The sequence below is a fragment of the Bacillus sp. NEAU-CP5 genome, assembly GCF_026420705.1.
Taxonomy (GTDB): domain Bacteria; phylum Bacillota; class Bacilli; order Bacillales; family Bacillaceae; genus Bacillus; species Bacillus velezensis.
On record NZ_JAPMOV010000005.1, the window covers coordinates 86,529 to 111,541 of the forward strand.

24 protein-coding genes and 1 riboswitch are annotated in these 25,013 nt (G+C 49.1%); of the genes, 22 read left to right on the plus strand and 2 right to left on the minus strand.

Going from position 1 to position 25,013, the window contains the following annotated elements; translation table 11 throughout:
• The first annotated feature begins 31 nt into the window (after positions 1 to 31).
• The 17 genes from OTK50_RS15815 (at position 32) to purD (ending at position 16,627) form a co-directional block, all read left to right on the plus strand.
• On the plus strand, positions 32 to 1,354 hold the full coding sequence (locus OTK50_RS15815) for an NCS2 family permease (protein ID WP_007408891.1): 1,323 nt from the start codon (positions 32 to 34) through the stop codon (positions 1,352 to 1,354).
• A gap of 197 nt (positions 1,355 to 1,551) precedes the next feature.
• A complete protein-coding gene (locus OTK50_RS15820) occupies positions 1,552 to 2,334 on the plus strand; it encodes a hypothetical protein (RefSeq protein ID WP_020955444.1) in 783 nt (260 codons plus the stop codon).
• 138 nt (positions 2,335 to 2,472) lie between these two features.
• Entirely contained in the window at positions 2,473 to 2,646 is a 174-nt protein-coding gene (locus OTK50_RS15825) for a Fur-regulated basic protein FbpA (RefSeq protein WP_003155777.1), read from the plus strand.
• A 122-nt stretch (positions 2,647 to 2,768) separates the two neighbouring features.
• Complete coding sequence (locus tag OTK50_RS15830) at positions 2,769 to 3,323, plus strand: DUF2179 domain-containing protein (protein WP_020955445.1); 555 nt, start codon at positions 2,769 to 2,771, stop codon at positions 3,321 to 3,323.
• Complete coding sequence (locus OTK50_RS15835; protein ID WP_007609843.1) at positions 3,320 to 3,517, plus strand: NETI motif-containing protein; 198 nt, start codon at positions 3,320 to 3,322, stop codon at positions 3,515 to 3,517. Before OTK50_RS15830 ends, OTK50_RS15835 begins: the two co-directional genes overlap by 4 nt.
• Before the next feature lie 78 nt (positions 3,518 to 3,595).
• A riboswitch (purine riboswitch) is annotated at positions 3,596 to 3,697 on the plus strand.
• Positions 3,698 to 3,829: 132 nt separating this feature from the next.
• Positions 3,830 to 4,318 (plus strand): 5-(carboxyamino)imidazole ribonucleotide mutase, encoded by a 489-nt coding sequence (purE, locus tag OTK50_RS15840; protein WP_007609846.1) that lies wholly within the window; start codon positions 3,830 to 3,832, stop codon positions 4,316 to 4,318.
• A complete protein-coding gene (gene purK, locus OTK50_RS15845) occupies positions 4,272 to 5,453 on the plus strand; it encodes a 5-(carboxyamino)imidazole ribonucleotide synthase (protein WP_266121957.1) in 1,182 nt (393 codons plus the stop codon). The genes purE and purK overlap by 47 nt, the downstream gene beginning before the upstream one ends.
• Positions 5,453 to 6,745 carry an adenylosuccinate lyase gene (gene purB, locus OTK50_RS15850; protein ID WP_007408896.1) on the plus strand — a complete coding sequence of 431 codons (1,293 nt, stop codon included), beginning with the start codon at positions 5,453 to 5,455 and terminating at the stop codon, positions 6,743 to 6,745. The genes purK and purB overlap by 1 nt, the downstream gene beginning before the upstream one ends.
• A 75-nt stretch (positions 6,746 to 6,820) precedes the next feature.
• Entirely contained in the window at positions 6,821 to 7,540 is a 720-nt protein-coding gene (gene purC, locus OTK50_RS15855) for a phosphoribosylaminoimidazolesuccinocarboxamide synthase (protein WP_007408897.1), read from the plus strand.
• Positions 7,540 to 7,794, plus strand: coding sequence for a phosphoribosylformylglycinamidine synthase subunit PurS (gene purS, locus OTK50_RS15860; protein WP_003155758.1), 255 nt, complete (start codon positions 7,540 to 7,542; stop codon positions 7,792 to 7,794). The genes purC and purS overlap by 1 nt, the downstream gene beginning before the upstream one ends.
• Positions 7,791 to 8,474, plus strand: coding sequence for a phosphoribosylformylglycinamidine synthase subunit PurQ (gene purQ, locus OTK50_RS15865; protein ID WP_007408898.1), 684 nt, complete (start codon positions 7,791 to 7,793; stop codon positions 8,472 to 8,474). The genes purS and purQ overlap by 4 nt, the downstream gene beginning before the upstream one ends.
• Positions 8,458 to 10,686: a phosphoribosylformylglycinamidine synthase subunit PurL gene (gene purL, locus OTK50_RS15870; protein ID WP_191974092.1), complete on the plus strand. Its 2,229-nt coding sequence runs from the start codon at positions 8,458 to 8,460 to the stop codon at positions 10,684 to 10,686. The genes purQ and purL overlap by 17 nt, the downstream gene beginning before the upstream one ends.
• Positions 10,662 to 12,092 (plus strand): amidophosphoribosyltransferase, encoded by a 1,431-nt coding sequence (gene purF / locus OTK50_RS15875; RefSeq protein ID WP_007609856.1) that lies wholly within the window; start codon positions 10,662 to 10,664, stop codon positions 12,090 to 12,092. The genes purL and purF overlap by 25 nt, the downstream gene beginning before the upstream one ends.
• A gap of 91 nt (positions 12,093 to 12,183) precedes the next feature.
• A complete protein-coding gene (purM, locus tag OTK50_RS15880) occupies positions 12,184 to 13,224 on the plus strand; it encodes a phosphoribosylformylglycinamidine cyclo-ligase (RefSeq protein WP_094031563.1) in 1,041 nt (346 codons plus the stop codon).
• Positions 13,221 to 13,808: a phosphoribosylglycinamide formyltransferase gene (purN, locus tag OTK50_RS15885; RefSeq protein ID WP_007408902.1), complete on the plus strand. Its 588-nt coding sequence runs from the start codon at positions 13,221 to 13,223 to the stop codon at positions 13,806 to 13,808. Before purM ends, purN begins: the two co-directional genes overlap by 4 nt.
• Positions 13,805 to 15,343 (plus strand): bifunctional phosphoribosylaminoimidazolecarboxamide formyltransferase/IMP cyclohydrolase, encoded by a 1,539-nt coding sequence (purH, locus tag OTK50_RS15890; protein WP_105938005.1) that lies wholly within the window; start codon positions 13,805 to 13,807, stop codon positions 15,341 to 15,343. Before purN ends, purH begins: the two co-directional genes overlap by 4 nt.
• Positions 15,344 to 15,358: 15 nt before the next feature.
• Entirely contained in the window at positions 15,359 to 16,627 is a 1,269-nt protein-coding gene (purD, locus tag OTK50_RS15895; protein ID WP_239033862.1) for a phosphoribosylamine--glycine ligase, read from the plus strand.
• A 169-nt stretch (positions 16,628 to 16,796) separates the two neighbouring features.
• Here purD and OTK50_RS15900 read toward each other — a convergent pair whose 3' ends face one another.
• The gene (locus tag OTK50_RS15900; RefSeq protein ID WP_017419030.1) at positions 16,797 to 17,027 is read right to left on the minus strand and encodes a DUF2892 domain-containing protein; all 231 of its coding nucleotides are present in this window, start codon (positions 17,025 to 17,027) and stop codon (positions 16,797 to 16,799) included.
• Between the two features lie 121 nt (positions 17,028 to 17,148).
• On the opposite strand from OTK50_RS15900, the gene OTK50_RS15905 reads away from it, so the two are divergent.
• Genes OTK50_RS15905 through OTK50_RS15915 form a run of 3 tightly spaced genes read left to right on the plus strand, consistent with a single transcriptional unit; the run spans position 17,149 to position 20,225 of the window.
• Positions 17,149 to 18,891 (plus strand): adenine deaminase, encoded by a 1,743-nt coding sequence (locus OTK50_RS15905; protein ID WP_239033861.1) that lies wholly within the window; start codon positions 17,149 to 17,151, stop codon positions 18,889 to 18,891.
• Between the two features lie 24 nt (positions 18,892 to 18,915).
• Complete coding sequence (locus OTK50_RS15910; protein WP_101670767.1) at positions 18,916 to 19,911, plus strand: DUF3048 domain-containing protein; 996 nt, start codon at positions 18,916 to 18,918, stop codon at positions 19,909 to 19,911.
• 2 nt (positions 19,912 to 19,913) lie between these two features.
• On the plus strand, positions 19,914 to 20,225 hold the full coding sequence (locus OTK50_RS15915) for a YerC/YecD family TrpR-related protein (protein WP_003155745.1): 312 nt from the start codon (positions 19,914 to 19,916) through the stop codon (positions 20,223 to 20,225).
• A gap of 34 nt (positions 20,226 to 20,259) precedes the next feature.
• Here the strand turns inward: OTK50_RS15915 and OTK50_RS15920 are convergent, their stop codons facing one another.
• Entirely contained in the window at positions 20,260 to 21,834 is a 1,575-nt protein-coding gene (locus OTK50_RS15920) for an FMN-binding glutamate synthase family protein (protein ID WP_224224081.1), read from the minus strand.
• A gap of 195 nt (positions 21,835 to 22,029) precedes the next feature.
• Here OTK50_RS15920 and OTK50_RS15925 point away from each other — a divergent pair, with 195 nt between their 5' ends.
• Complete coding sequence (locus tag OTK50_RS15925; RefSeq protein WP_003155740.1) at positions 22,030 to 22,719, plus strand: heptaprenylglyceryl phosphate synthase; 690 nt, start codon at positions 22,030 to 22,032, stop codon at positions 22,717 to 22,719.
• Positions 22,720 to 22,776: 57 nt separating this feature from the next.
• The gene (gene pcrA, locus OTK50_RS15930) at positions 22,777 to 24,996 is read left to right on the plus strand and encodes a DNA helicase PcrA (RefSeq protein WP_224224082.1); all 2,220 of its coding nucleotides are present in this window, start codon (positions 22,777 to 22,779) and stop codon (positions 24,994 to 24,996) included.
• Positions 24,997 to 25,013 lie beyond the last annotated feature (17 nt).

Here is a 25,013-nt window from a genome sequence, read left to right on the forward strand (position 1 = left end):
TAAATGGGAGAGAATGAAGGAGGCAATTGGCTTGAAGCAATTTTTTCAGTTTGATGAGCTGGGGACAAGCTATCGTAATGAAATCATCGGCGGTTTAACGACCTTTTTGTCAATGGCGTACATTCTGTTCGTCAATCCGCTGACATTGTCTTTAAACGGTGTGAAAGGATTTCCGGAAGCATTAAAAATTGATCAGGGCGCGGTGTTCACCGCTACAGCCTTGGCGTCTGCGGCCGGCTGTATTTTAATGGGGCTCATTGCAAAGTATCCGATCGCGATTGCGCCGGGTATGGGATTAAATGCGTTTTTTGCTTTCTCTGTCGTCCTCGGCATGGGGATTTCATGGCAGGCTGCGCTTTCCGGCGTCTTGATTTCCGGAATTATCTTCGTGGCGCTTTCGCTGACGGGATTGCGGGAAAAAATCATTAATGCGATTCCGCCTGAGCTGAAATTAGCGGTCGGCGCGGGTATCGGTTTGTTTATCACATTTGTCGGTTTGCAGGGTTCGGGCATTATTGAAGCAAACTCATCGACTTTGGTGTCTATCGGCAATATTCACAGCGGCCCTGTACTGCTGACGGTTTTCGGTGTTATTGTGACGGTCATTCTGATGGTGCTTCGCGTAAACGGCGGCGTATTTATCGGAATGCTTCTGACGGCGGTTGCCGGCATGGTCTGCGGACTGATTCCGGTTCCGACGCACATTGTCGGCAGCGTGCCGAGTCTTGCGCCGACTTTCGGACAGGCGTGGATGCATCTTCCGGATATCTTCTCCGTCCAAATGCTGATTGTCATTTTAACTTTCTTGTTCGTCGGGTTTTTCGATACGGCCGGAACGCTGGTGGCTGTAGCGACACAGGCCGGGCTGATGAAGGAAAACAAACTTCCGCGTGCGGGAAGAGCGCTTCTGGCGGATTCAACATCAATCGTTATCGGAGCCGTACTCGGTACGTCTACAACGACTTCTTATGTTGAATCCAGCTCAGGCGTTGCGGCGGGGGCGCGCTCCGGCTTCGCGGCTGTTGTGACGGGCATTCTCTTTTTGCTGGCGATGTTTTTCTCGCCGCTTCTGTCAGTTGTCACCACGAATGTGACGGCTCCGGCTTTAATTATTGTCGGCGCGCTGATGGTGGCGCCGCTCGGTAAGATCGCCTGGGATAAATTCGAGGTGGCTGTGCCGGCATTCTTAACGATGATTATGATGCCGCTGACGTACAGCATTGCGACGGGGATTGCGATCGGTTTTATATTCTACCCGATTACAATGATCTGCAAAGGAAAAGGAAAAAGCGTTCACCCGATTATGTACGGGCTGTTCGTCATCTTTATCCTGTATTTCATCTTCTTGAAATAACGGAAAAACCGGCTGAGTTAAGCCGGTTTTTTGTTTTTGTCCTATTCCGTAAAACCAATACATACTATAAAACGTCATGTGGGTGTCCGGGTGAAGAAAACCGCTTGACTGTTTGAGGACGCTTCGGTACCTTATATAAGTGTTTTATTTTCTTGTTTAACAAATTCCGCCGTATTTTTTTGATAGGAGTTGCTGACATGACGGAAGAAAGAAAAGAAACGTTGGAAGAAGAAAAACAGCATCAGGGAACTGATGAAGAACCGCTGTCGAGAATGTCCAGAAATGCGGGACGTTATCAAAAGCAAAAGAAAAAAGAAAAGGAACGGCGCCCGGCTCCGGCTTTTACGGAAAAACTCGCTTCTGCATGGGCCGCGGTCAAACGTTATTGCCGTTTCGCGCTGCGCATTTTGACATCACCGGTGAAGGTCGTTGGGGAAGACGGCTTTTCCCGCTTTAAATATGCTCTTATTTCAATGCTTGTATTCAGTATCTTTTTCTCAATCGGAAATTGGTTTCAGCTGAGGGCAAGCCAGCAAAGGCCTCTCGGATACGGGGAGCGGCATCATACGTTTTTTGACGGCTTTACCGTCGTTCTCGTGTATACGCTCGTCTTTTTTGCCGCTGCGGCGGGCGCGGTCTGGCTTGTATCACGCTATATGATGAAACAGAAAATCACGATGCGGGATGCGGCCGCGGGGGTCGGATCGCTTTTGGTTCCGGCTGTCGCCTGCTCTATCGTGTGGATGATTTTCGCGATATTGAATCTGCCGGTCATCACCGTGGTGTTTACGGCGCTGACCTTGTTTCTGGCCGCCTCGGCGATGGTGCAGTTTGTGCAGATTCTATACAAATCGGCTGAAGAGCCTGCGGCTGACGTGATGTACTGTATTTCCGCGGCGGTTATCATCATGCTCGTTTTTACGGCTGTGACATGGCCGCTTATTTCAGAGTACTTTACTGCTTCGCTGATCCCTTTATAAGTCGAAATTTGTCTTTCACAATGTTTACAAATTTTTCTAATGAAGCGTGTTGTTTTGAGGACCCGGCCGAGATATGATGAGAGCAACAGCAATTCGAAAGCGGCACTACTCTTTATGATTCGGAAAGGGATGATGAAGATGGCCCCGTTGTTGCGAGAAGCCATTAATCGGAAAAAACAGCACCTGAGGACAAAACTGATCCGCTCAGGGTTTTATCAAGACCATGTTCAGGAACTGTCCGGATACACGCTGAGTGAACTTGAGAAGGAATATGAAGCCGTCAAACGATTGAAAAAAGCCGAGCTTCACTGATAAGAGCTTGAAAGTCTGCCTTGCGGGGCGGGCTTTTTTTTCTTTTGAAAATGATGAAAAGAGGGTAAACTATCCTTAATTGAAGGATTGATGCTTTTCAAAGTATCAGAGGAGGGGAATCAGTGATGCAGACGATTTTATCCAACAGTATAGGTATGGTTCTCATTATTCTCATCATTAACATTATATATGTCTCTTTCTTTACGATCAGGATGATTCTGACATTAAAGGGACAGCGCTATTTCGCCGCAGGCATCAGTACGATTGAAATCCTTGTGTATGTGACCGGCCTGAGTCTTGTGCTCGGCAATCTGAATCAAATTCAAAACGTCATTGCCTATGCGCTCGGCTACGGCATCGGTGTTATAGTGGGAATGAAAATTGAGGAAAAACTGGCGCTCGGCTATATTACAGTCAACGTCATTACGAAGGAGCTCGATCTGGACCTGCCGAAACAGCTCCGGGAAAAAGGATACGGGGTTACAAGCTGGGTTGCGGGCGGACTTGAAGGAGACCGGACCGCCATGCAGATTCTGACGCCGCGCAAATATGAGCTTCAGCTTTATGATACGATTAAAACGCTTGATGAAAAAGCGTTTATGATCGCCTTTGAGCCGAAAACGATCCATGGCGGATTCTGGGTGAAAGCAGTGAAGAAGAGGAGAATTAAGGAATGACAAAGCCAAAAAAGAAACGGTTTGAAGTAACGGAAGATGAAACGATTGACACCATTCTCACTTTAATGAAGGAAGAGGGCTATATGCCCGTCCGGCGGATGGAAGAGCCGATCTTTACAGAAAAGAAAGAAAATGGATCAATTCAAGTCGTTCCTTGCGGGAAAAAAATCGTATTTGAAGGGAAATTGATCTAAACACGAACATTAAAAGAAAGAATTTTTATATCGTTCGATAATGTCGTTGACATTATCCAAGTCCGTTGTTAAGATAAACATGAAATCAAAACACGACCTCATATAATCTTGGGAATATGGCCCATAAGTTTCTACCCGGCTGCCGTAAACGGCCGGACTATGCAGGAAAGTGATAAACAGCTGACATGGATATCGCAGAAGCGAACGACTGACGATACGCGCGCCATGCCCGGTTTGTATTGCTTCCTCATAGTTGCAATATAAGCCGGGCTTTTTTTTCTGAAAAACAAAGCATGAGAAGGTGGGAACAGAATGCAGCCGCTAGCAGGAATCATCATGGGAAGCACCTCCGATTGGGAGACAATGAAACATGCATGCGACATACTTGACGAACTTCACATTCCTTATGAAAAACAGGTAGTATCCGCGCACCGGACGCCTGATTTGATGTTTGAATATGCAGAAAGCGCCAGAGACAGGGGTTTAAAAGTCATTATTGCCGGAGCCGGAGGAGCGGCGCATCTGCCGGGAATGACGGCGGCCAAAACGACGCTGCCGGTGATCGGCGTACCGGTTCAGACGAAATCGCTTAACGGGCTTGATTCTCTTCTGTCTATCGTACAGATGCCCGGCGGCGTGCCGGTCGCGACGACGGCGATCGGGAAAGCGGGCGCAGTGAACGCGGGTCTGTTAGCCGCGCAAATTTTGTCGGCATTTGACGATGACATTGCGGATAAACTAGAGGCGAGAAGAAATGCGACAAAACAAACGGTGCTGGAAAGCAGTGATCAGCTTGTCTGATAAAAAAACGATTTACCCCGGCGCCGTCATCGGCATTATCGGAGGCGGACAGCTCGGAAAAATGATGGCTGTCGCCGCAAAACAAATGGGCTATAAAGTCGCTGTCGTCGATCCCGTGAAAGACTCGCCATGCGGACAGATCGCCGATATTGAGATTATCGCCCAGTACAATGACCGGGAAGCGATTCAAAAATTGGCCGGAGTCAGTGACATCATTACCTACGAATTTGAAAATATCGATTACGAGGCGCTCAACTGGCTCAAAGAACATGCATATCTTCCCCAGGGAAGCGAGCTGCTGCTCATCACCCAAAACAGGGAAACGGAAAAAAAGGCGATCCAGTCAGCAGGCTGTCAAGTCGCGCCTTATCGGATCGTAAACAGCGGACGGGAGCTTGAGGAAGCCGTTCAGGCACTGGGGCTCCCGGCGGTGCTGAAAACATGCCGCGGCGGATATGACGGCAAAGGCCAATTTGTCATTAAGGAAGAAGGACAGACAGATGAAGCGGCTGCGCTGTTAGAAAACGGCACGTGCATACTGGAAAGCTGGGTATCATTCCGGATGGAGCTTTCCGTTATCGTGACGAGATCGGTGCACGGTGAGATTTCAACCTTTCCGGCTGCTGAAAATATCCACAAAAATAATATTCTGTTCCAAAGCATCGTACCCGCGAGAGCGGAGGAAACGGTTCAAAAGCGGGCAGAGGCGCTTGCCGTTCAGCTCGCGGAGAAATTGGAACTTGTCGGGCCGCTTGCGGTGGAAATGTTCGTCACGGAAGACGGAGACCTTTTGATTAATGAACTGGCGCCGCGTCCTCACAACTCCGGGCATTATACGCTCGACCTTTGTGAAACGAGCCAATTCGAACAGCACATCAGAGCGGTCTGCGGACTTCCTCTCGGCAGAACCGATCTTCTCAAACCGGGAATGATGGTGAATCTGCTCGGTGATGAAGTGAAGCTTGCGGAGGAGCATACGGAGTTTTTAAAGGAAGCCAAACTGTACCTGTACGGAAAACATGAGATTAAAAAAGGCCGCAAAATGGGGCATATGACATTTTTGCGGAAGCCTGATGAAACATGGATTCAGGACATCACGAACATATGGATGAAAAGAGACGGAGGACGAGCATAATGATCGAACGTTATTCAAGACCTGAAATGTCCGCGATCTGGACGGACGAAAACAGATACCAGGCATGGCTGGAAGTCGAGATTTTAGCCTGTGAAGCCTGGGCTGAGCTTGGCGTCATTCCGAAAGAAGACGTCAAAGTCATGCGCGAAAACGCGTCTTTCGACATCAACCGCATTTTGGAAATCGAGCAGGATACGCGCCATGACGTCGTTGCATTCACCCGCGCGGTTTCAGAATCATTAGGCGAAGAAAGAAAATGGGTTCACTACGGCCTGACGTCAACAGATGTCGTGGATACCGCTCTTTCCTATCTATTAAAACAGGCGAATGAGATCTTGCTCAAGGACATTGAGAGATTTGTTGACATTATAAAAGAAAAAGCGAAAGAACATAAATACACGGTCATGATGGGCCGCACGCACGGCGTACACGCGGAACCGACGACATTCGGCCTGAAACTCGCGCTTTGGCATGAAGAAATGAAACGCAACCTTGAACGTTTCAAGCAGGCAAAAGAAGGGATCGAAGTCGGGAAGCTTTCCGGCGCGGTCGGCACATATGCAAATATTGATCCGTTCGTAGAACAGTATGTCTGTGAAAAACTCGGCCTGAAAGCGGCGCCGATTTCCACTCAGACATTACAGCGCGACCGTCATGCGGATTACATGGCGGCACTGGCTTTGATCGCGACGAGCATTGAAAAATTCGCAGTGGAAATCCGCGGTCTGCAAAAGAGTGAAACACGTGAAGTGGAAGAGTTTTTTGCAAAAGGACAAAAAGGTTCATCGGCTATGCCTCATAAACGGAATCCGATCGGGTCGGAAAATATGACGGGCATGGCGCGCGTGATCCGCGGGTACATGCTGACGGCATACGAAAATGTACCGTTATGGCATGAGCGTGATATTTCTCATTCATCAGCTGAGCGCATCATTCTTCCTGACGCGACAATCGCGCTGAATTACATGCTGAACCGATTCAGCAATATCGTCAAAAACTTAACGGTATTCCCGGAAAATATGAAACGCAACATGGACCGCACACTCGGTTTAATCTACTCTCAGCGCGTGCTGCTTGCTTTAATCGACACGGGTCTGCCTCGTGAAGAAGCATATGACACGGTTCAGCCGAAAGCGATGGAAGCATGGGAAAAACAAGTGCCGTTCCGCCAGCTTGTCGAAGCGGAGGAAAAAATCACGTCCCGTCTCACACCGGAACAGATTGCCGATTGCTTTGACTACAATTATCATTTGAAAAACGTCGACTTGATCTTTGAGCGTTTAGGTTTATAGAAGAAGCCAGCCGGAGGCGGCTTCTTCAGCCGCCATAGATTGAATATTCCCAACATTCGGGTTAGGAGGCCTTCCGTGAATATTGTGAACAATAATCTTCTTTATGAAGGAAAAGCGAAACGGATTTATCAAACTGAAGACGAACAGATTCTCCGCGTGGTCTACAAGGATTCCGCAACAGCCTTTAACGGTGAGAAAAAAGCGGAGATCAGCGGAAAGGGCCGTCTGAACAATGAAATTTCAAGCCTGATTTTCAAACATCTGCACGCCAAAGGAATTGACAACCACTTTGTGGAGCGTGTTTCAGAATCAGAGCAGCTTATCAAAAAAGTGAGCATCATTCCGCTTGAAGTCGTGGTCAGAAACATTGCCGCCGGAAGCATGTCGAAACGTCTCGGCATCCCGGAAGGAACTGAGCTTCCGCAGCCGATTATCGAATTTTACTATAAAGATGACGCACTCGGTGATCCGCTCATCACAGAAGATCATATCTGGCTTTTAAAAGCGGCGGCTCCTGAGCAGGTGGAAACGATCAAATCGATTACAAAACAGGTGAATCAAGAGCTGCAGCATATTTTTGAAGACTGCGGCGTCAGATTAATAGATTTTAAGCTGGAATTCGGCTTAGACGCAGAGGGACGGGTTCTTTTAGCGGATGAAATTTCTCCTGACACGTGCCGTCTGTGGGACAAAGACACAAACGAAAAGCTCGATAAAGATTTGTTCAGACGGAACCTGGGAAGCTTAACCGACGCATATGAAGAGATTTTCAAAAGACTGGGAGGCATTTCATAATGTATAAAGTGAAAGTTTATGTCAGCTTAAAAGAAAGTGTGCTCGATCCTCAAGGAAGCGCGGTGCAGCATGCATTGCACAGCATGACCTACAATGAAGTGCAGGATGTGCGCATCGGAAAATACATGGAGCTGACGATTGAAAAATCTGACCGCGATCTTGACGCGCTCGTGAAAGAAATGTGTGAAAAGCTCCTTGCCAATACAGTCATTGAAGACTACCGATATGAAGTTGAGGAGGTTGTCGCACAGTGAAATTTGCGGTGATTGTGTTACCCGGCTCCAACTGTGATATTGATATGTTCCACGCCGTAAAGGATGAACTCGGCGAAGAAGTCGAGTATGTCTGGCACGAGGAAACAAGCCTTGACGGATTTGACGGCGTGCTCATCCCCGGCGGGTTTTCATACGGCGACTACTTGAGATGCGGCGCCATCGCCAGATTCGCAAACATCATGCCGGCCGTGAAAAAAGCGGCTGCCGAAGGAAAACCGGTTCTAGGCGTCTGCAACGGATTCCAGATTCTGCAGGAGCTCGGACTTCTGCCAGGCGCGATGAGACGCAACAAAGATTTAAAGTTCATCTGCCGCCCGGTTGAATTAATCGTGCAGAACGGCGGCACGTTATTCACATCTTCCTATGAAAAAGGACAATCGATTACGATTCCGGTTGCCCACGGCGAAGGCAATTTCTACTGTGATGACGAAACGCTTGAAAGATTAAAAGAAAACAATCAAATCGCCTTCACATACGGCGGCGATATTAACGGAAGCGTCAGCGGCATTGCCGGCGTCGTGAATGAGAAAGGCAACGTATTAGGCATGATGCCTCACCCTGAGCGCGCAGTCGATGAACTGCTCGGCAGCGCAGACGGTCTTACATTGTTCCGGTCTATCGTGAAAAATTGGAGGGAAACTCATGTCGCTACTGCTTGAACCAAGTAAAGAACAAATAAAAGAAGAGAAACTCTATCAGCAAATGGGTGTCAGTGATGACGAGTTCGCACTCATTGAATCTATTATCGGAAGATTGCCGAACTACACGGAAATCGGGATTTTTTCCGTCATGTGGTCAGAGCACTGCAGCTATAAAAACTCAAAACCGGTTTTACGCAAATTCCCGACTAGCGGCGAACGCGTGCTGCAGGGTCCCGGAGAAGGCGCGGGAATCGTTGACATCGGTGACAATCAGGCGGTCGTGTTCAAAATTGAATCTCATAACCATCCGTCAGCGATTGAGCCATACCAAGGTGCTGCGACGGGAGTGGGCGGCATCATCCGTGACGTTTTCTCAATGGGCGCCCGTCCGATAGCTGTATTAAACTCTCTTCGATTTGGTGAGCTCACTTCACCTCGTGTGAAGTACTTGTTTGAAGAAGTAGTGGCGGGAATCGCGGGATACGGAAACTGTATCGGAATTCCGACGGTCGGCGGAGAAGTGCAGTTTGACGCAAGCTATGAGGGCAATCCGCTTGTCAATGCAATGTGCGTCGGCTTAATTGATCATAAAGATATTAAAAAAGGCCAGGCGAAAGGTGTCGGCAACACGGTCATGTACGTCGGCGCTAAAACGGGCCGCGACGGCATACACGGCGCTACTTTCGCATCAGAAGAAATGTCAGATTCATCTGAAGAAAAACGTTCCGCGGTGCAGGTCGGCGATCCTTTCATGGAAAAACTTCTCCTGGAAGCATGCCTTGAAGTCATCCAATGCGACGCCTTAGTCGGCATTCAGGATATGGGGGCGGCCGGTCTGACAAGTTCGAGTGCTGAAATGGCAAGCAAAGCCGGCTCAGGCATTGAAATGAACCTTGATCTCATTCCGCAGCGGGAAACAGGTATGACCGCTTACGAAATGATGCTTTCCGAGTCTCAGGAACGCATGCTTCTCGTCATTGAACGCGGACGTGAACAGGAAATTGTCGATATTTTTGATAAATATGATCTTGAAGCGGTTTCCGTAGGTCATGTTACGGATGATAAAATGCTCCGCCTCCGCCATAACGGAGAGGTTGTTTGCGAGCTTCCGGTCGACGCGCTGGCGGAAGAAGCGCCTGTATACCATAAGCCGTCAGCAGAACCCGCGTACTACCGCGAGTTTCAGGAAACGGAAGTTCCCGCGCCTGAAGTAAAAGATGCGACAGAGACGCTTTTTGCCCTGCTGCAGCAGCCGACAATCGCCAGCAAAGAGTGGGTGTACGATCAATATGACTACATGGTGCGCACAAATACGGTGGTCGCTCCGGGCTCTGACGCGGGAGTGCTCAGAATCCGCGGCACGAAAAAAGCGCTGGCGATGACGACGGATTGTAACGCCCGTTATTTATATCTTGATCCAGAAGAAGGCGGAAAAATCGCCGTTGCCGAAGCGGCGCGCAACATCGTATGCTCCGGCGCCGAACCGCTTGCGGTCACGGATAATCTGAATTTCGGAAACCCGGAAAAACCTGAAATTTTCTGGCAAATCGAAAAAGCGGCCGACGGCATCAGCGAGGCGTGCAATGTTCTCAGCACACCCGTCATCGGCGGAAACGTATCACTTTATAATGAATCGAACGGAACGGCGATCTACCCGACGCCTGTTATCGGCATGGTCGGCTTAATTGAAGATACCGCTCATATTACGACACAGCATTTCAAACAAGCGGGGGATCTTGTATACGTGATCGGCGAAACAAAACTTGAGTTTGCCGGAAGCGAACTGCAAAAAATGACAGAAGGCCGCATTTACGGCAAAGCGCCGCAAATCGATCTTGATATAGAGCTGTCACGCCAAAAAGCATTGCTTGACGCGATTAAAAAAGGCTTCGTTCAATCAGCGCATGATGTGTCTGAAGGCGGCTTAGGCGTAGCGATTGCAGAAAGCGTCATGACGACGGAAAACCTTGGCGCCAACGTGACTGTAGCAGGAGAAGCGGCATTATTATTCTCTGAATCTCAATCTCGCTTCGTCGTTTCGGTGAAAAAAGAACACCAAGCGGCGTTTGAAGCGGCTGCGGCTGATGCGGTTCATATCGGCGAGGTAACGGCTGACGGACTTCTGGCGATTCAAAACCAGGACGGACAACAATTGGTTCACGCGCAAACGAAAGAACTAGAGCGCGCGTGGAAAGGAGCTATTCCATGCTTGCTGAAATCAAAGGCCTGAATGAAGAATGCGGTGTGTTTGGCATCTGGGGACATGAAGAAGCTCCGCAGATCACGTATTACGGCCTCCACAGCCTCCAGCACAGAGGACAGGAAGGCGCGGGAATTGTCGCAACTGACGGTGAAAAACTGACGGCGCATAAAGGACAGGGGCTCATTACCGAGGTTTTTCAAAACGGCGAACTGAGCAAAGTGAAGGGAAAAGGCGCGATCGGGCACGTTCGTTATGCGACGGCAGGCGGAGGCGGATATGAAAATGTTCAGCCGCTCCTGTTCCGTTCACAAAACAACGGCAGCCTCGCGCTCGCCCATAACGGCAACTTGGTCAACGCCACACAGTTGAAGCAGCAGCTTGAAAACCAAGGGAGCATCTTTCAGACTTCCTCCGATACGGAGGTGCTGGCTCATCTGATTAAACGCAGCGGACACTTTTCGCTGAAGGATCAAATCAAAAATTCACTATCTATGCTGAAAGGCGCTTATGCCTTTTTAATCATGACTGAAACAGAAATGATCGTAGCGCTTGACCCGAACGGACTCAGACCGCTGTCAATCGGCATGATGGGTGATGCTTACGTCGTCGCTTCAGAAACGTGCGCATTCGATGTGGTCGGTGCGACATACCTTCGCGAGGTAGAGCCGGGCGAAATGCTGATCATCAATGATGAAGGCATGAAATCAGAGCGTTTCTCCATGAATATCAACCGTTCCATCTGCAGCATGGAGTACATTTATTTCTCAAGGCCTGACAGCAATATCGACGGCATTAACGTGCACAGCGCCCGGAAAAACCTCGGAAAAATGCTTGCCCAGGAGTCCGCGGTTGAAGCGGATGTCGTCACAGGCGTGCCTGATTCCAGTATTTCTGCAGCCATCGGCTATGCCGAGGCAACGGGCATCCCGTACGAACTCGGTCTCATTAAAAACCGTTATGTCGGCAGAACGTTTATCCAGCCGTCACAGGCTCTCCGTGAGCAAGGCGTCAGAATGAAGCTGTCCGCCGTCCGCGGTGTTGTCGAAGGAAAACGGGTCGTCATGGTTGATGATTCCATCGTGCGCGGGACGACAAGCCGCCGGATTGTCACAATGCTCAGAGAAGCGGGTGCGACAGAGGTGCATGTGAAAATTAGTTCACCGCCGATCGCTCATCCGTGCTTCTACGGCATCGACACATCAACCCATGAGGAGCTGATCGCTTCTTCTCATTCCGTGGAAGAAATCCGCCAGATCATCGGTGCTGACACGCTTTCTTTCTTAAGTGTAGACGGATTGTTAAAAGGAGTCGGCCGAAAATTTGAAGACACCAATTGCGGACAATGCCTCGCTTGTTTTACGGGCAAATATCCGACGGAAATTTATCAGGATACAGTGCTTCCTCACGTAAAAGAAGCGGTGCTGACAAAATAAAATGTGAAAATGACATAAAGGCAGCGGGAATTCAGGCTGCCTTTCTCTTTCTGCCTTTTAAGGAGAAACGAATTGACAAGGAGTGATAGGGATGTCTGATGCTTATAAAAATGCCGGAGTTGACATCGAAGCCGGATACGAAGCCGTCAAACGAATGAAAAAACACGTGGAGCGCACGAAAAGGCTCGGCGTTATGGGAAGCCTGGGCGGCTTTGGCGGAATGTTTGATCTGTCAGAGCTTCCGTATCAAAAGCCTGTTTTAATTTCCGGAACAGACGGTGTCGGCACTAAGCTGAAACTCGCATTTTCAATGGATAAGCATGACACGATCGGCGTCGATGCGGTCGCGATGTGTGTAAACGATGTGCTTGCCCAAGGAGCGGAGCCGCTGTTTTTCCTTGATTATTTAGCGGTCGGCAAGGCCGATCCGGTAAAAATTGAGCAGATCGTTCAGGGCGTGGCGGACGGATGCGAGCAGTCAGGATCAGCGCTTATCGGCGGTGAGACGGCGGAAATGCCGGGGCTGTATACGGCTGATGAATACGATATTGCGGGCTTTTCAGTCGGCGTCGCGGAAAAAGACGAAATCGTCACCGGTGAACATATCGAAGAGGGGCATCTCTTAATCGGACTTACTTCAAGCGGCCTTCACAGCAACGGGTTTTCCCTAGTGAGAAAAGTGCTTCTTGATGACGGCGGACTTGATTTGGATACTGTCTATGAACCGTTTGCGCGTCCTCTCGGAGAAGAATTGCTGGAACCGACGAGAATATATGTGAAGCCGGTGCTCAAGGCGGTGAAAAGCGGTAAGGTGGACGGCATGGCGCATGTGACAGGCGGAGGATTCATCGAGAACATCCCGCGGATGCTGCCGGACGGATTGAGCGCGGAAATTGATCACGGATCATGGCCGATCCCGCCGATTTTTCCGTTTCTGCAGGAGCACGGCAAGCTGAAAGAAGAAGAAATGTTCAATGTCTTTAATATGGGCATCGGTTTTGTCCTTGCCGTTAAAGAAGAGGACTTGACAGACGTTATCGACACGCTTGAAGCTCAGGGCGAGAAGGCTTATTTGATCGGCCGGGTCAAGCGGGGCGAAGGCATTTCTTTCGGCGGTGCGGCTCTTTTATGAAAAAGTTTGCGGTATTTGCTTCAGGAAACGGATCGAACTTCGAGGCCATTGCCAAACGCATGAGAGAAGAGAAGTGGGATGCGGAGCTCTCGCTTCTCGTGACGGATAAGCCTCAGGCAAAGGCGGTGGAAAGGGCGGAGGCTTTACACATTCCGTCATTCGCCTTTGAACCGTCATCTTTTGAAAACAAAGCGGCCTTTGAACGGGCCGTTATTGAACAGCTGCGCCTGCACGGGGCGGAATTAATCGTTCTCGCCGGCTATATGAGACTGATTGGAGATACGCTGCTTGAAGCATACGGGGGACGCATTATTAATATACATCCCTCGCTTCTTCCGGCATTCCCCGGGATTGACGCTGTCGGACAGGCGTATCGGGCCGGTGTGAAAGTGGCGGGCATTACCGTTCATTACGTCGACGAAGGCATGGACACCGGACCGATTATCGCGCAAAAAGCATTCGAAATACAGGAAAACGATACGCTTGAAGACATAGAGCATACAATACACGAGCTTGAGCACAAATGGTATCCGAGCGTTGTGAAACAGCTGCTGGGACTAAATAACAGAGGTGAAAAGGCATGACAATCAAACGCGCACTAATCAGTGTTTCTGATAAAACAAATCTCGTACCTTTCGTAAAGGAACTGACAGAGCTCGGCGTCGAAGTCATTTCGACCGGAGGAACAAAAAAACTTCTTCAGGAAAACGATGTGGATGTCATCGGCATTTCAGAAGTGACCGGATTTCCTGAAATTATGGACGGACGGTTAAAAACGCTCCATCCTAATATTCACGGCGGACTGCTTGCCGTAAGAGACAATGAAGAGCATATGGCACAGATCAATGAGCACGGCATTGCACCGATTGACCTTGTGGTTGTCAACCTTTATCCGTTTAAAGAAACGATTTCAAAAGAAGACGTAACATACGATGAAGCGATAGAAAACATTGATATCGGCGGTCCCGGCATGCTGCGCGCCGCATCGAAAAACCATCAGGATGTGACGGTCATCACAGATCCGGCCGATTACAGCTCCGTGCTCAATGAGATTAAAGAACACGGCGGCGTTTCTCTTAAAAGAAAACGCGAGCTTGCGGCCAAAGTATTCCGCCATACTGCGGCATACGACGCATTAATCGCTGATTACTTAACACGCGAGGCCGGTGAGAAAGACCCTGAGCAATTCACCGTTACATTTGAGAAAAAACAATCGCTCCGCTACGGTGAAAACCCTCACCAAGAGGCGGTTTTCTACCAAAGCGCATTTCCCGTCTCCGGTTCCATCGCGGCGGCAAAACAGCTTCACGGCAAAGAGCTTTCTTACAACAATATTAAGGACGCAGATGCGGCCGTTCAAATCGTCCGGGAATTTACAGAACCCGCAGCTGTTGCCGTTAAACATATGAACCCGTGCGGAGTCGGTACGGGAGCTTCAATTGAGGAAGCATTCAATAAAGCGTATGAAGCTGATAAAACCTCCATTTTCGGCGGCATCATCGCGCTGAACCGTGAAGTTGATCAGGCAACGGCTGAAGCCCTTCACGGCATCTTTTTAGAAATCATTATCGCCCCTTCTTTCAGTGAAGAAGCGCTGAACGTACTGACGGCGAAGAAAAACCTTCGTCTGCTCACGCTTGACGTGACCGCATCAGGGAAGAAAGAAAAACAGCTGACATCCGTACAGGGCGGTCTTTTGATTCAAGATTTAGACGTCCATGGATTTGATGACGCCGACATCAGCATCCCGACAAAAAGAGAGCCGAGCGAGCAGGAATGGGAAGATTTGAAGCTGGCCTGGAAAGTCGTCAAACATGTGAAATCCAACGCGATCGTTCTTGCAAAAGACCATATGACGGTCGGTGTGGGAGCGGGGCAGATGAATCGCGTCGGTTCAGCTAAAATCGCCATTGAGCAGGCCGGAGAAAAAGCAAAAGGCAGCGCGCTCGGATCAGACGCGTTTTTCCCGATGCCGGATACAGTCGAAGAAGCCGCAAAAGCCGGTGTCACGGCGATTATCCAGCCAGGCGGATCGGTCCGCGATGAAGATTCGATTAAAAAAGCGGATGAATACGGGATCGCTATGGTATTCACCGGCATCAGACATTTCAAACATTAAGAGGGGGAACGAAGCGTGAATGTATTGATTATCGGAAAAGGCGGCAGAGAGCATACATTGGCTTGGAAAGCGGCGCAAAGCCCGCTTGTTGACACGGTGTACGCCGCGCCCGGAAATGACGGTATGGCAGACTGCGCGACGCTGGTCAACATTGAAGAAAGCGATCATGCCGCACTCATTGCGTTTGCGAAAGAACATAATGTCGGGCTGACGATTATCGGCCCCGAAGTTCCTCTGATTGAAGGGATAGCGGACGAGTTTGAAAAAGCCGGACTGCTTGTTTTCGGACCGTCTGAAAAAGCGGCAATCATTGAAGGGAGCAAACAGTTTGCCAAGGATTTAATGAAGAAATATGGCATTCCGACGGCGGAGTATGAGACGTTTACTTCATTTGAAGAGGCGAAAGCATATGTGCAGCAAAAAGGTGCGCCGATTGTCATTAAAGCGGACGGACTTGCCGCCGGAAAAGGTGTCACGGTCGCGATGACGGAAGAAGAGGCGATTGAATGCCTGCACGATTTTCTTGAGGATGAGAAATTCGGCGAGGCGAGCGCATCCGTTGTCATTGAAGAGTTCCTCGCCGGCGAAGAATTTTCCTTAATGGCGTTTGTAAAAGGGGAGACCGTCTATCCGATGGTAATCGCTCAAGATCATAAACGCACCTTCGATGGAGACAAAGGGCCGAATACGGGCGGAATGGGCGCCTACTCACCGGTGCCGCACATTTCCGATGATATCGTCAGAAGCGCAGTCGAAACGATTGTGAAGCCGGCGGCAAAAGCAATGGTCAAAGAGGGACGTTCCTTCACGGGCGTGCTGTACGCGGGGCTGATTCTAACGGAAAACGGATCAAAAGTCATTGAATTCAACGCGCGCTTCGGAGATCCGGAAACACAGGTTGTCGTGCCGAGAATGGAATCTGACCTCATCCAGGTGCTTTTGGATCTGCTGCATGAGAAGGATGTTGACCTAAGGTGGAAGGATACGGCCGCTGTCAGCGTTGTGCTGGCTTCTGAAGGCTATCCGGAAGGCTATGCAAAAGGCACGCCGATCGGAGGTTTGACGTCCGCTGAAGACGGGATCGCCGTTTTTCATGCCGGAACGAAAAAAGACGGCGGACAATTTGTTACAAACGGCGGCCGGGTCGCCAATGTCACGGCATTTGCTGAGACATTTGAAGCGGCGAGAGATAAAGTGTACAGCGCCGTTTCAGGGCTGACAAAACCCGGACTGTTTTACAGAAGCGACATCGGCGCCCGTGCGCTGAAAGCATCGCAGCGATAAAGAGGAAAACCCCGTGTCATATAAGATGCGGGTTTTCTTCTGAAAAGACGACTAAGACTGTCGGTTTGCCGTGTGACACGCAGTCATCGATGAAGTCTTCCGGCGTATAGACGGATTCTTCTCAGACTCGCGGGACAGGAGAAAATAAATAACAAGCCGAAAAGGCTTGTTATTTTTCTTGCTGATGGCTGTCATCCTGATTCATTCCGGTTTGGAACATATATGTCACCGGACAGAAGCGGAGGATGCCGGACGCCGCTTTCATCGCGCCCATCATCATACAGAAGAGATGCATCTTGCACCAAGGTTTTCTCGTGTATTTCGCTGACGCAGCAGACAAAATGGTGAGGCCGCAAGTGATGCGCATAACGGCATTTAATAAACTGATATTCGGTTTCATCATTTCAGCTCCCTTAGAAAAAGTTTTTCATTCATCTTCAATAATTTGTAACGTTTTAGCCGTGCGATAATTGTGCGGATGTGATACGATGGGTCTAATATAAGCGAAGGAGAGTATGTGAATGTCCGAACGTACCTTTAACTGGAAAAATAAAGACATCAGATCACAGGCGGATGTTGTAGACTCAAAGCTGCTTCCAACGCTACTTTTACGGGATGCTCTCGTATTAAATCCTTTTTTAAAACAATGGCTGAAAAAGAATGTCTGGATTTATGGAGACCGAATTGTATATGTTGGTCATGAGCTTCCTGATGCAGCAGAGAACATTCATACCATAAATTGTGAAGGAAAATACATTGTGCCAGGTTACATTGAACCGCATACACATCCTTTTCAAATATATAATCCCCAAACGCTCGCCGAATATGTGTCTCAATTCGGAACAACAACGTTTGTTAATGATAACTTGTTTTTTCTTTTGCACAGCGGTAAAAAGAAAGCGCTTACTATATTAGAAGAACTGAAAAAACAGCCGGTGCAATATTTCTGGTGGTCCAGATATGATCTGCAGACTGAAGTGCTGAATGAGGATCAGCTCCTTTCTTTTGATGTCCGCAAGCAATGGATGGAGCACCCGGATGTCATTCAAGGCGGAGAATTGACCGGATGGCCGCGCCTCATGGACGGCGATGACTTGATGCTTCATTGCATGCAGGCGACAAAGAAACTGCGCAAGCGGATAGAAGGGCATTTTCCCGGAGCCTCTGAAAAAACACTGACGAAGATGAAACTGTTCGGAGCGGATTCCGACCACGAGGCGATGAATGGCGGCGAGGTGATGAGACGGCTTGAATTGGGCTACTATGTTTCGCTCAGACATTCATCCATCCGCCCTGATTTGAGAACGATTTTGCAGGATCTCCATCAAAAAGGCTTCCGGCATTATGATCATTTCTTCTACACGACGGATGGAGCGACGCCGAATTTTTATAAAGGCGGCATGACGAATGAATTGATCAAAATCGCTTTGGAGGAAGGAGTTCCGGCGATCGATGCCTATAATATGGCGTCCTTTAATATCGCGAAGTATTATCAGATGGACGACTTTCTCGGTGTGATCGGTCCGGGACGGCTTGCTTCATTGAACATTCTCGATGACCCGATGAATCCGGACCCGGTCACGGTGATCTCCAAAGGCATCCTGCTGAGGGAAGACGGCCGAAATATGAATGCGTTTACAGAAACGGATTGGAAAAAGGGCGGTCTTGTCCCTCTTGAGCTTTCATATGATATGACGATGGATGATTTACAGTTTTCAATGCCGATGGGTGTGGCCATGCGCAACGCGGTCATTATGGAGCCGTATATGATTGCGATTGATAATTCTGTTGACCAGCTTTCTTTTGATCATGATGAATGCTATCTCACGCTTCTCGATAAGCATGGAAAATGGCGGGTCAATACAATGCTGAAAGGTTTTGCCGATCGGGTGCAGGGCTTTGTCAGTTCCTACACGACAACCGGAGATATTATCGCTGTCGGAAAAAATAAGGAAGATATCCTGCTCGCTTTCTCACGGATGAAAGAAATCGGCGGCGGAATCGTGCTTGCCGAAAACGGGAAGATTCTTCATGAGATTCCCCTCGCCTTAAACGGTTCTGCATCTGCGGAGAAGTATGAAGAAGTGCTTGAGAAAGAGCAAAAACTGAGGACGCTGCTGGAGGAGCGGGGCTACCGATTCTGCGATCCGATCTATACGCTGCTCTTTTTGCAGAGCACACACCTGCCTTATATCCGCATTACGCCGAGAGGAATATTCGACGTGATGAAAAAAACTGTACTCTTTCCATCGATAATGCGTTAAAATATAAAAGCAGGGAGCCGACATATGAAAAGATGGAAAACCGTTTGTATGCTTTGTTTTGCGTTTTTGCTGCTTGCCGCCTGCCGGCAGAACAATGCCGATCAGGTGCAGCCGAAAGAAGCGGAAGCTCCTTTAACGGGGCTGAAAACTGAGCAGAAGCTTGCAGAACGCCGTCCGATTGCAGTCGCAGTGAACAATCATCCGAAGGCGAGGCCCCAATCCGGGCTGTCAAAGGCGGATGTTGTCATCGAAGCGCTCGCGGAGGGCCGGATTACGCGGTTTCTCGCGATATTTCAAAGTGAGATGCCGGAAACGGTCGGGCCTGTGCGGAGCGCGAGGGAATATTTTGTCACGCTCAGCAGCGGGTTTAACAGCATATTTGTCCATCATGGCTGGAGTCCCGGCGCAAAAAAGCAGCTGGAGTCCGGAGCTTACGATTATATAAACGGTTTGGATTTTGACGGAAGCCTGTTTTGGAGAGCCGATTTCAGCAAGCCGCCCCACAATTCCTACACGTCCTATGACAATATCAGGAAGGCGGCGAAACAAAAAGGATACAAGCTGAACGGAAAAACAGAACCGCTCCCATTTCAGACATCAGATGCAAAACCCGGAAACGAAACCTACAATATTCGGATAGATTATGGAACACAAAACGTTACAAATCTTGTCGAATACGATTATGATAAAAAAGCTGATACTTATACAAGAAGCTCTGATGGTGTGAAAGCGACAGACCGGGAGACCGGAAAGCCTTTAGCCATGCACAACATTTTTATTGTTGAAGCCGGCCATCGCATGACAGACAAAGATGGAAGGCGGGCCATCGATATTCAGACAGGGGGGAAGGGCCTCCTGCTTCAGCACGGCGATGTTATGGAGTCAGACTGGGAATATAAAGACGGCCGTATTCTGCCCGTAAAAGGCGGTGAGATTCTTCCGTTTGTGCCAGGAAAGACATGGATTAATATCGTGCCTGATCTCGATGCAGCTTCCATTAGTAAAGGAGAAGGTGTTTGACGATGCAAATCGATAAATTACGCGGAAAAGAACTGGACCAGTTATTTTTATCTATTTTATCGCTGAAAGATCTGGAGGAATGCTATCGTTTCTTTGATGATCTTTGTACGATTAATGAAATCCAATCGCTGGCGCAGCGTTTGGAAGTGGCAAGAATGCTCCGCGAAGGAAATACGTATCACAAAATTGAAAGCGAAACGGGTGCTTCCACAGCGACGATTTCCCGGGTGAAGAGATGCTTAAATTACGGTAACGACGCCTATGAAATGGCGCTTGACCGCGTAAACAAAGGAGAATCCTCCTCAGCTACGTAAAAAACCGCTCTGCCGATGACGGCAGGCGGTTTTTTTATGCGTGCTGATTCAAAAGGCCGGGAAGTTCCCTCAGGCTTCCGTCTTCCTCCCGGTATACGATGTGTTCAGCTGAGAAATGAATCGGCGAGCTGATGCCCGCCGCCGCGGCGAGGTGAAACAGCCCTTCACGCAACGAGAGCACGTAGTTGCAGACGCGGTGCTGTTTATCCTCGATACTGAGCGCGCGCTGAAGTTTTGGGTCGGTTGTCGCCACTCCGACAGGACAATGATTGGTGTGGCATACTTGAGCGCGGATACAGCCGACTGAAAACATCATTCCCCGGGCAATATTGACAAAATCCGCCCCTAACGCGAGGGCAACGGCAATCTTATCCGGAGTGAGCAGCTTTCCGGATGCGAAAATTTTCAGCTTATCTCTTATACCGTATGTCTTCAAAAGGCCGTCAACAAGGGGGAGGCCGGTCAGAATCGGCAGGCCGACGGAATCCGCCAGCTCATGGAAAGAAGCTCCCGTTCCCCCTTCACTGCCGTCAATCGTAATAAAGTCGGGAAGTTTGCCAGATGAACTCATACAGGAAATAAGGTCTTCAAGGTCTTTGCGGCTGCCCGGGACAATTTTGATGCCGACCGGTTTTTCGCCGACAGTCCTTAATTTCTCAATGAAATCAAGCATGTCCGGAACATTTGAGAACTCGTTGAAGCGGTTTGGGCTGTCAATGGATTGTCCGGGCTGCACATTTCTGATGGCGGCAATTTCTTCGGTCACCTTTGAACCGTCAATATGCCCGCCTCTTGCTTTCGCCCCTTGCGCAAGCTTTAATTCAAAGGCTTTAATCTGTTCGAGGCGGCTTTTTTTCTTAAATTCTTCCCATGAAAATTCTCCATCTTCAGTGCGGACGCCGAACAGCCCGGGGCCGATTTGGCAGATAATATCCGCGCCGCCTTTCAGGTGATACTCAGACAGGCCGCCTTCGCCTGTATTCATCCATGTGCCGCCGGCCTGGTGCAGCCCTTTTGACAGGGCGGTGATTGCCCGGTCGCCAAGTGAGCCGTAGCTCATCGCTGATTGTCCGATTAACCCTTTCACATAAAACGGCTTCTTGCATGTATCGCGGCCGATCACTTGCACATCGTCCGGATGCAGGTAATAAGGGTCCGCCTTTGCTTTTTCGCGGTGTTCGCTGCGTTTCAGCAGGTTGTCTTTGTCAATCTTGTATATCATCGTGTCGATCTTCGGCGTCTGATCTGCGCGCAGCTCCTCCCTTTGTTTCGGGAAGAGGGCGTTACGGATATAATAGCCCGGCTGATTGAAATCCCGTTCTGAGCCGAAGCCCATCATTCTGCTTTTATACTTTCCCGACATGACCGTCTGTTCATATTCTCTCCGGGAAAACGGCTGTTCTTCGTTATCATTGCTGAATAAATACTGCCGCAGCTCAGGTCCGATTTTTTCAAATATATAGCGCAGTTTTCCCGCTACGGGATAATTGCGCAGCACTGAATGTTCTTCCTGCTTTTCGTCTCTTATGTATATCCAGAGAAACAATACGGCGGGAACTAAAATAATAAAAATCAATATACAAATCAGTACGATAATGGCTTGTTCCATTCAGATCAGACTCCTTGTCTTTTTTCTCTTTGACATTCCACATATTGTCTGTTTTCAAACATAGCCGTTTCCCGTCCGGCGGAGCGCAATCTTTTTTTGTGAATCAGGTGAATGACGTCTTTTTCCGTTTTTCCGGGCCAAACGAATTTGTTATAATGTTTAAATGGCAAGAAACGAATGGAGGAACGAAAACGCATGTACGATGTTAACGAGTGGAAGCATGTTTTTAAACTCGATCCGAATAAAGATTTACCGGATGAACAGCTGGAACGGCTTTGTGAATCAGGGACTGACGCCATTGTGATCGGAGGAAGCGACAATATCACCGAGGACAATGTGCTGAGACTGATGTCAAAGGTGCGGCGGTTTTTAGTGCCGTGCGTACTTGAGGTGTCGACGATTGATTCCATTGTGCCCGGGTTTGATCTTTATTTCATTCCGAGTGTGCTCAACAGCAAAAAGGCGGACTGGATTGTCGGCATGCATCATCAGGCGATGAAAGAATACGGAGAGCTCATGTCAATGGAGGAAATCGTGACGGAGGGCTACTGCATCGTCAATCCTGATTGTAAGGCGGCCGCTTTGACGGAGGCGGATACACATATAGAAACAGAAGATATTCTCGCCTATGCGCGGGTCGCGGAACATTTGCTTCATCTCCCGATTTTTTATCTGGAATACAGCGGGATGCTGGCGGACATAGAAACGGTGGAGAAAACGAAAGCTGTGCTGGACAAGTCCGTCCTGTTTTACGGAGGCGGCATTAAAGACGCGGAAACGGCGGAACGGTTCGGCCGTCATGCCGATGTTATCGTTGTCGGAAATGCCGTATATGAAGATTTTGATCAGGCGCTTAAAACGGTGGCGGCTGTAAAGACAAAGTAGCCAAGCGGACGAAATTGATTTATGATAGAACATATGTTTGATAGGCGGTGAACGGATATGAATTACATTAGCAATCAATTATTAAGCGGATTAAATCCCGTTCAGCAGGAAGCGGTCAAGACGACGGACGGTCCGCTGCTTCTGATGGCGGGCGCGGGAAGCGGAAAAACACGTGTGCTGACGCACAGAATCGCATACTTAATGGCGGAAAAACACGTGGCGCCATGGAACATTCTGGCGATTACATTTACAAATAAAGCCGCCAGAGAAATGAAGGAGCGGGTGGAGAGCATTCTCGGACCCGGCGCGGATGAAATCTGGATTTCCACCTTCCACAGCATGTGCGTGCGGATTCTGCGCAGGGATATTGACAGAATCGGCATCAACCGAAATTTCTCGATTCTTGATACGGCTGATCAGCTTTCCGTTATTAAAGGGATTCTGAAAGAGCGGAATATCGATCCGAAAAAGTTTGATCCGAGAAGTATTTTAGGCTCCATCAGCAGCGCAAAAAACGAGCTGATCGAACCTGAGGAATTCGCAAAAACGGCCGGCGGCTACTACGATCAGGTCACGAGTGACGTGTATACCGATTATCAGAAAAAACTGCTGAAAAACCAATCGCTCGATTTTGATGATTTAATCATGACGACGATTAAGCTTTTCGAGCGTGTGCCGGAAGTGCTTGAGTTTTATCAGCGCAAATTCCAGTTCATTCACGTAGACGAGTATCAGGATACGAACAGGGCGCAATACCTGCTTGTGAAGCAGCTTGCGGCCCGTCATGAAAATATCTGTGTCGTCGGTGACTCCGACCAGTCCATTTACAGATGGCGCGGGGCGGATATCGCGAATATCCTTTCCTTTGAAAAAGATTACCCGAGCGCAAACGTGATTCTGCTCGAGCAAAATTACCGCTCAACAAAGCGGATTCTGCAAGCGGCTAACGAAGTGATCAAAAACAACTCAAACCGCAAGCCGAAAAACCTGTGGACGGAAAATGACGAAGGCATCAAGCTTTCTTATTACAGCGGCGACAATGAATTCGGCGAAGGCCAATTCGTCGCGGGCAAAATTTATGAGCTGCACAGCTCGGGCCGGCGGAAGCTTTCCGATATCGCGATTTTATACCGGACAAACGCCCAGTCGCGCGTCATTGAGGAAACCCTTTTAAAATCCGGTCTGAACTACAATATCGTCGGCGGAACCAAGTTCTACGACAGGAAAGAAATTAAAGACATTCTCGCATACCTGCGACTTGTGTCAAACCCGGACGACGACATCAGTTTTACGCGGATCGTCAATGTGCCGAAGCGGGGCGTCGGCGCAACTTCACTAGAAAAAATCGCTTCATATGCGGCGATGAACGGAATGTCAATGTTCCAGGCGGTCAAACAGGTTGATTTCATCGGCGTCAGCGCGAAAGCGGCAAACGCGCTTGACGGCTTTGGCGCGATGATTGAAAATCTGACGAATATGCAGGATTACCTGTCCATTACGGAACTCACGGAAGAAATTCTCGAGAAAACGGAATACAGAGAAATGCTGAAGGCCGAAAAATCCATCGAAGCCCAAAGCCGCCTTGAAAATATCGACGAGTTTCTTTCCGTGACGAAAAACTTCGAACAAAAAAGCGAAGACAAGTCTCTCGTCGCGTTTCTGACTGATTTGGCGCTGATTGCGGATATTGACCAGCTTGACCAGAAGGAAGAAGAATCAGGCGGAAAGGATGCCGTCACTTTAATGACACTGCACGCCGCTAAGGGGCTTGAATTTCCTGTCGTGTTCTTAATGGGCATGGAAGAAGGCGTGTTCCCGCACAGCCGCTCCCTGATGGAAGAAGCCGAGATGGAAGAAGAACGCAGGCTCGCATATGTAGGCATTACGAGGGCGGAAGAAGAACTGTATTTAACGAATGCCAAAATGCGCACCTTATTCGGCCGCACCAATATGAATCCGGAATCCCGCTTTATCAGGGAAATACCTGGCGATTTATTGGAGAACCTAAATGAGAAGAAAACACCTCGCATGCAGCCGGGAAGAAAAGTGCAGCCGAAACGCGGGCCCGTATCCCGTCCCGTTTCCTATGCGAACAAAACAGGCGGCGACTCGCTCAGCTGGGCGGTCGGCGATAAAGCGGGCCATAAAAAATGGGGCACCGGAACGGTTGTCAGCGTAAAAGGAGAAGGCGAAAGCACCGAGCTTGATATCGCATTCCCGAGCCCTGTCGGCGTGAAGCGTCTGCTTGCCGCTTTTGCGCCGATTGAAAAGCAGTAACCTGAAGAGGAAAGGAA

Coding starts and splice junctions, on each gene's coding strand:
- OTK50_RS15915 (WP_003155745.1), top strand. CDS start 19,914: ATGCAAATCGATAAATTACGCGGAAAAGAACTGGACCAGTTATTTTTA.
- purK (WP_266121957.1), top strand. CDS start 4,272: ATGCGACAAAACAAACGGTGCTGGAAAGCAGTGATCAGCTTGTCTGAT.
- purF (WP_007609856.1), top strand. CDS start 10,662: ATGCTTGCTGAAATCAAAGGCCTGAATGAAGAATGCGGTGTGTTTGGC.
- OTK50_RS15835 (WP_007609843.1), top strand. CDS start 3,320: ATGACAAAGCCAAAAAAGAAACGGTTTGAAGTAACGGAAGATGAAACG.
- purN (WP_007408902.1), top strand. CDS start 13,221: ATGAAAAAGTTTGCGGTATTTGCTTCAGGAAACGGATCGAACTTCGAG.
- purB (WP_007408896.1), top strand. CDS start 5,453: ATGATCGAACGTTATTCAAGACCTGAAATGTCCGCGATCTGGACGGAC.
- OTK50_RS15925 (WP_003155740.1), top strand. CDS start 22,030: ATGTACGATGTTAACGAGTGGAAGCATGTTTTTAAACTCGATCCGAAT.
- purE (WP_007609846.1), top strand. CDS start 3,830: ATGCAGCCGCTAGCAGGAATCATCATGGGAAGCACCTCCGATTGGGAG.
- OTK50_RS15910 (WP_101670767.1), top strand. CDS start 18,916: ATGAAAAGATGGAAAACCGTTTGTATGCTTTGTTTTGCGTTTTTGCTG.
- purM (WP_094031563.1), top strand. CDS start 12,184: ATGTCTGATGCTTATAAAAATGCCGGAGTTGACATCGAAGCCGGATAC.
- OTK50_RS15920 (WP_224224081.1), bottom strand. CDS start 21,834: ATGGAACAAGCCATTATCGTACTGATTTGTATATTGATTTTTATTATT.
- OTK50_RS15905 (WP_239033861.1), top strand. CDS start 17,149: ATGTCCGAACGTACCTTTAACTGGAAAAATAAAGACATCAGATCACAG.
- pcrA (WP_224224082.1), top strand. CDS start 22,777: ATGAATTACATTAGCAATCAATTATTAAGCGGATTAAATCCCGTTCAG.
- OTK50_RS15900 (WP_017419030.1), bottom strand. CDS start 17,027: ATGAAACCGAATATCAGTTTATTAAATGCCGTTATGCGCATCACTTGC.
- purS (WP_003155758.1), top strand. CDS start 7,540: ATGTATAAAGTGAAAGTTTATGTCAGCTTAAAAGAAAGTGTGCTCGAT.
- purH (WP_105938005.1), top strand. CDS start 13,805: ATGACAATCAAACGCGCACTAATCAGTGTTTCTGATAAAACAAATCTC.
- OTK50_RS15825 (WP_003155777.1), top strand. CDS start 2,473: ATGGCCCCGTTGTTGCGAGAAGCCATTAATCGGAAAAAACAGCACCTG.
- OTK50_RS15820 (WP_020955444.1), top strand. CDS start 1,552: ATGACGGAAGAAAGAAAAGAAACGTTGGAAGAAGAAAAACAGCATCAG.
- purL (WP_191974092.1), top strand. CDS start 8,458: ATGTCGCTACTGCTTGAACCAAGTAAAGAACAAATAAAAGAAGAGAAA.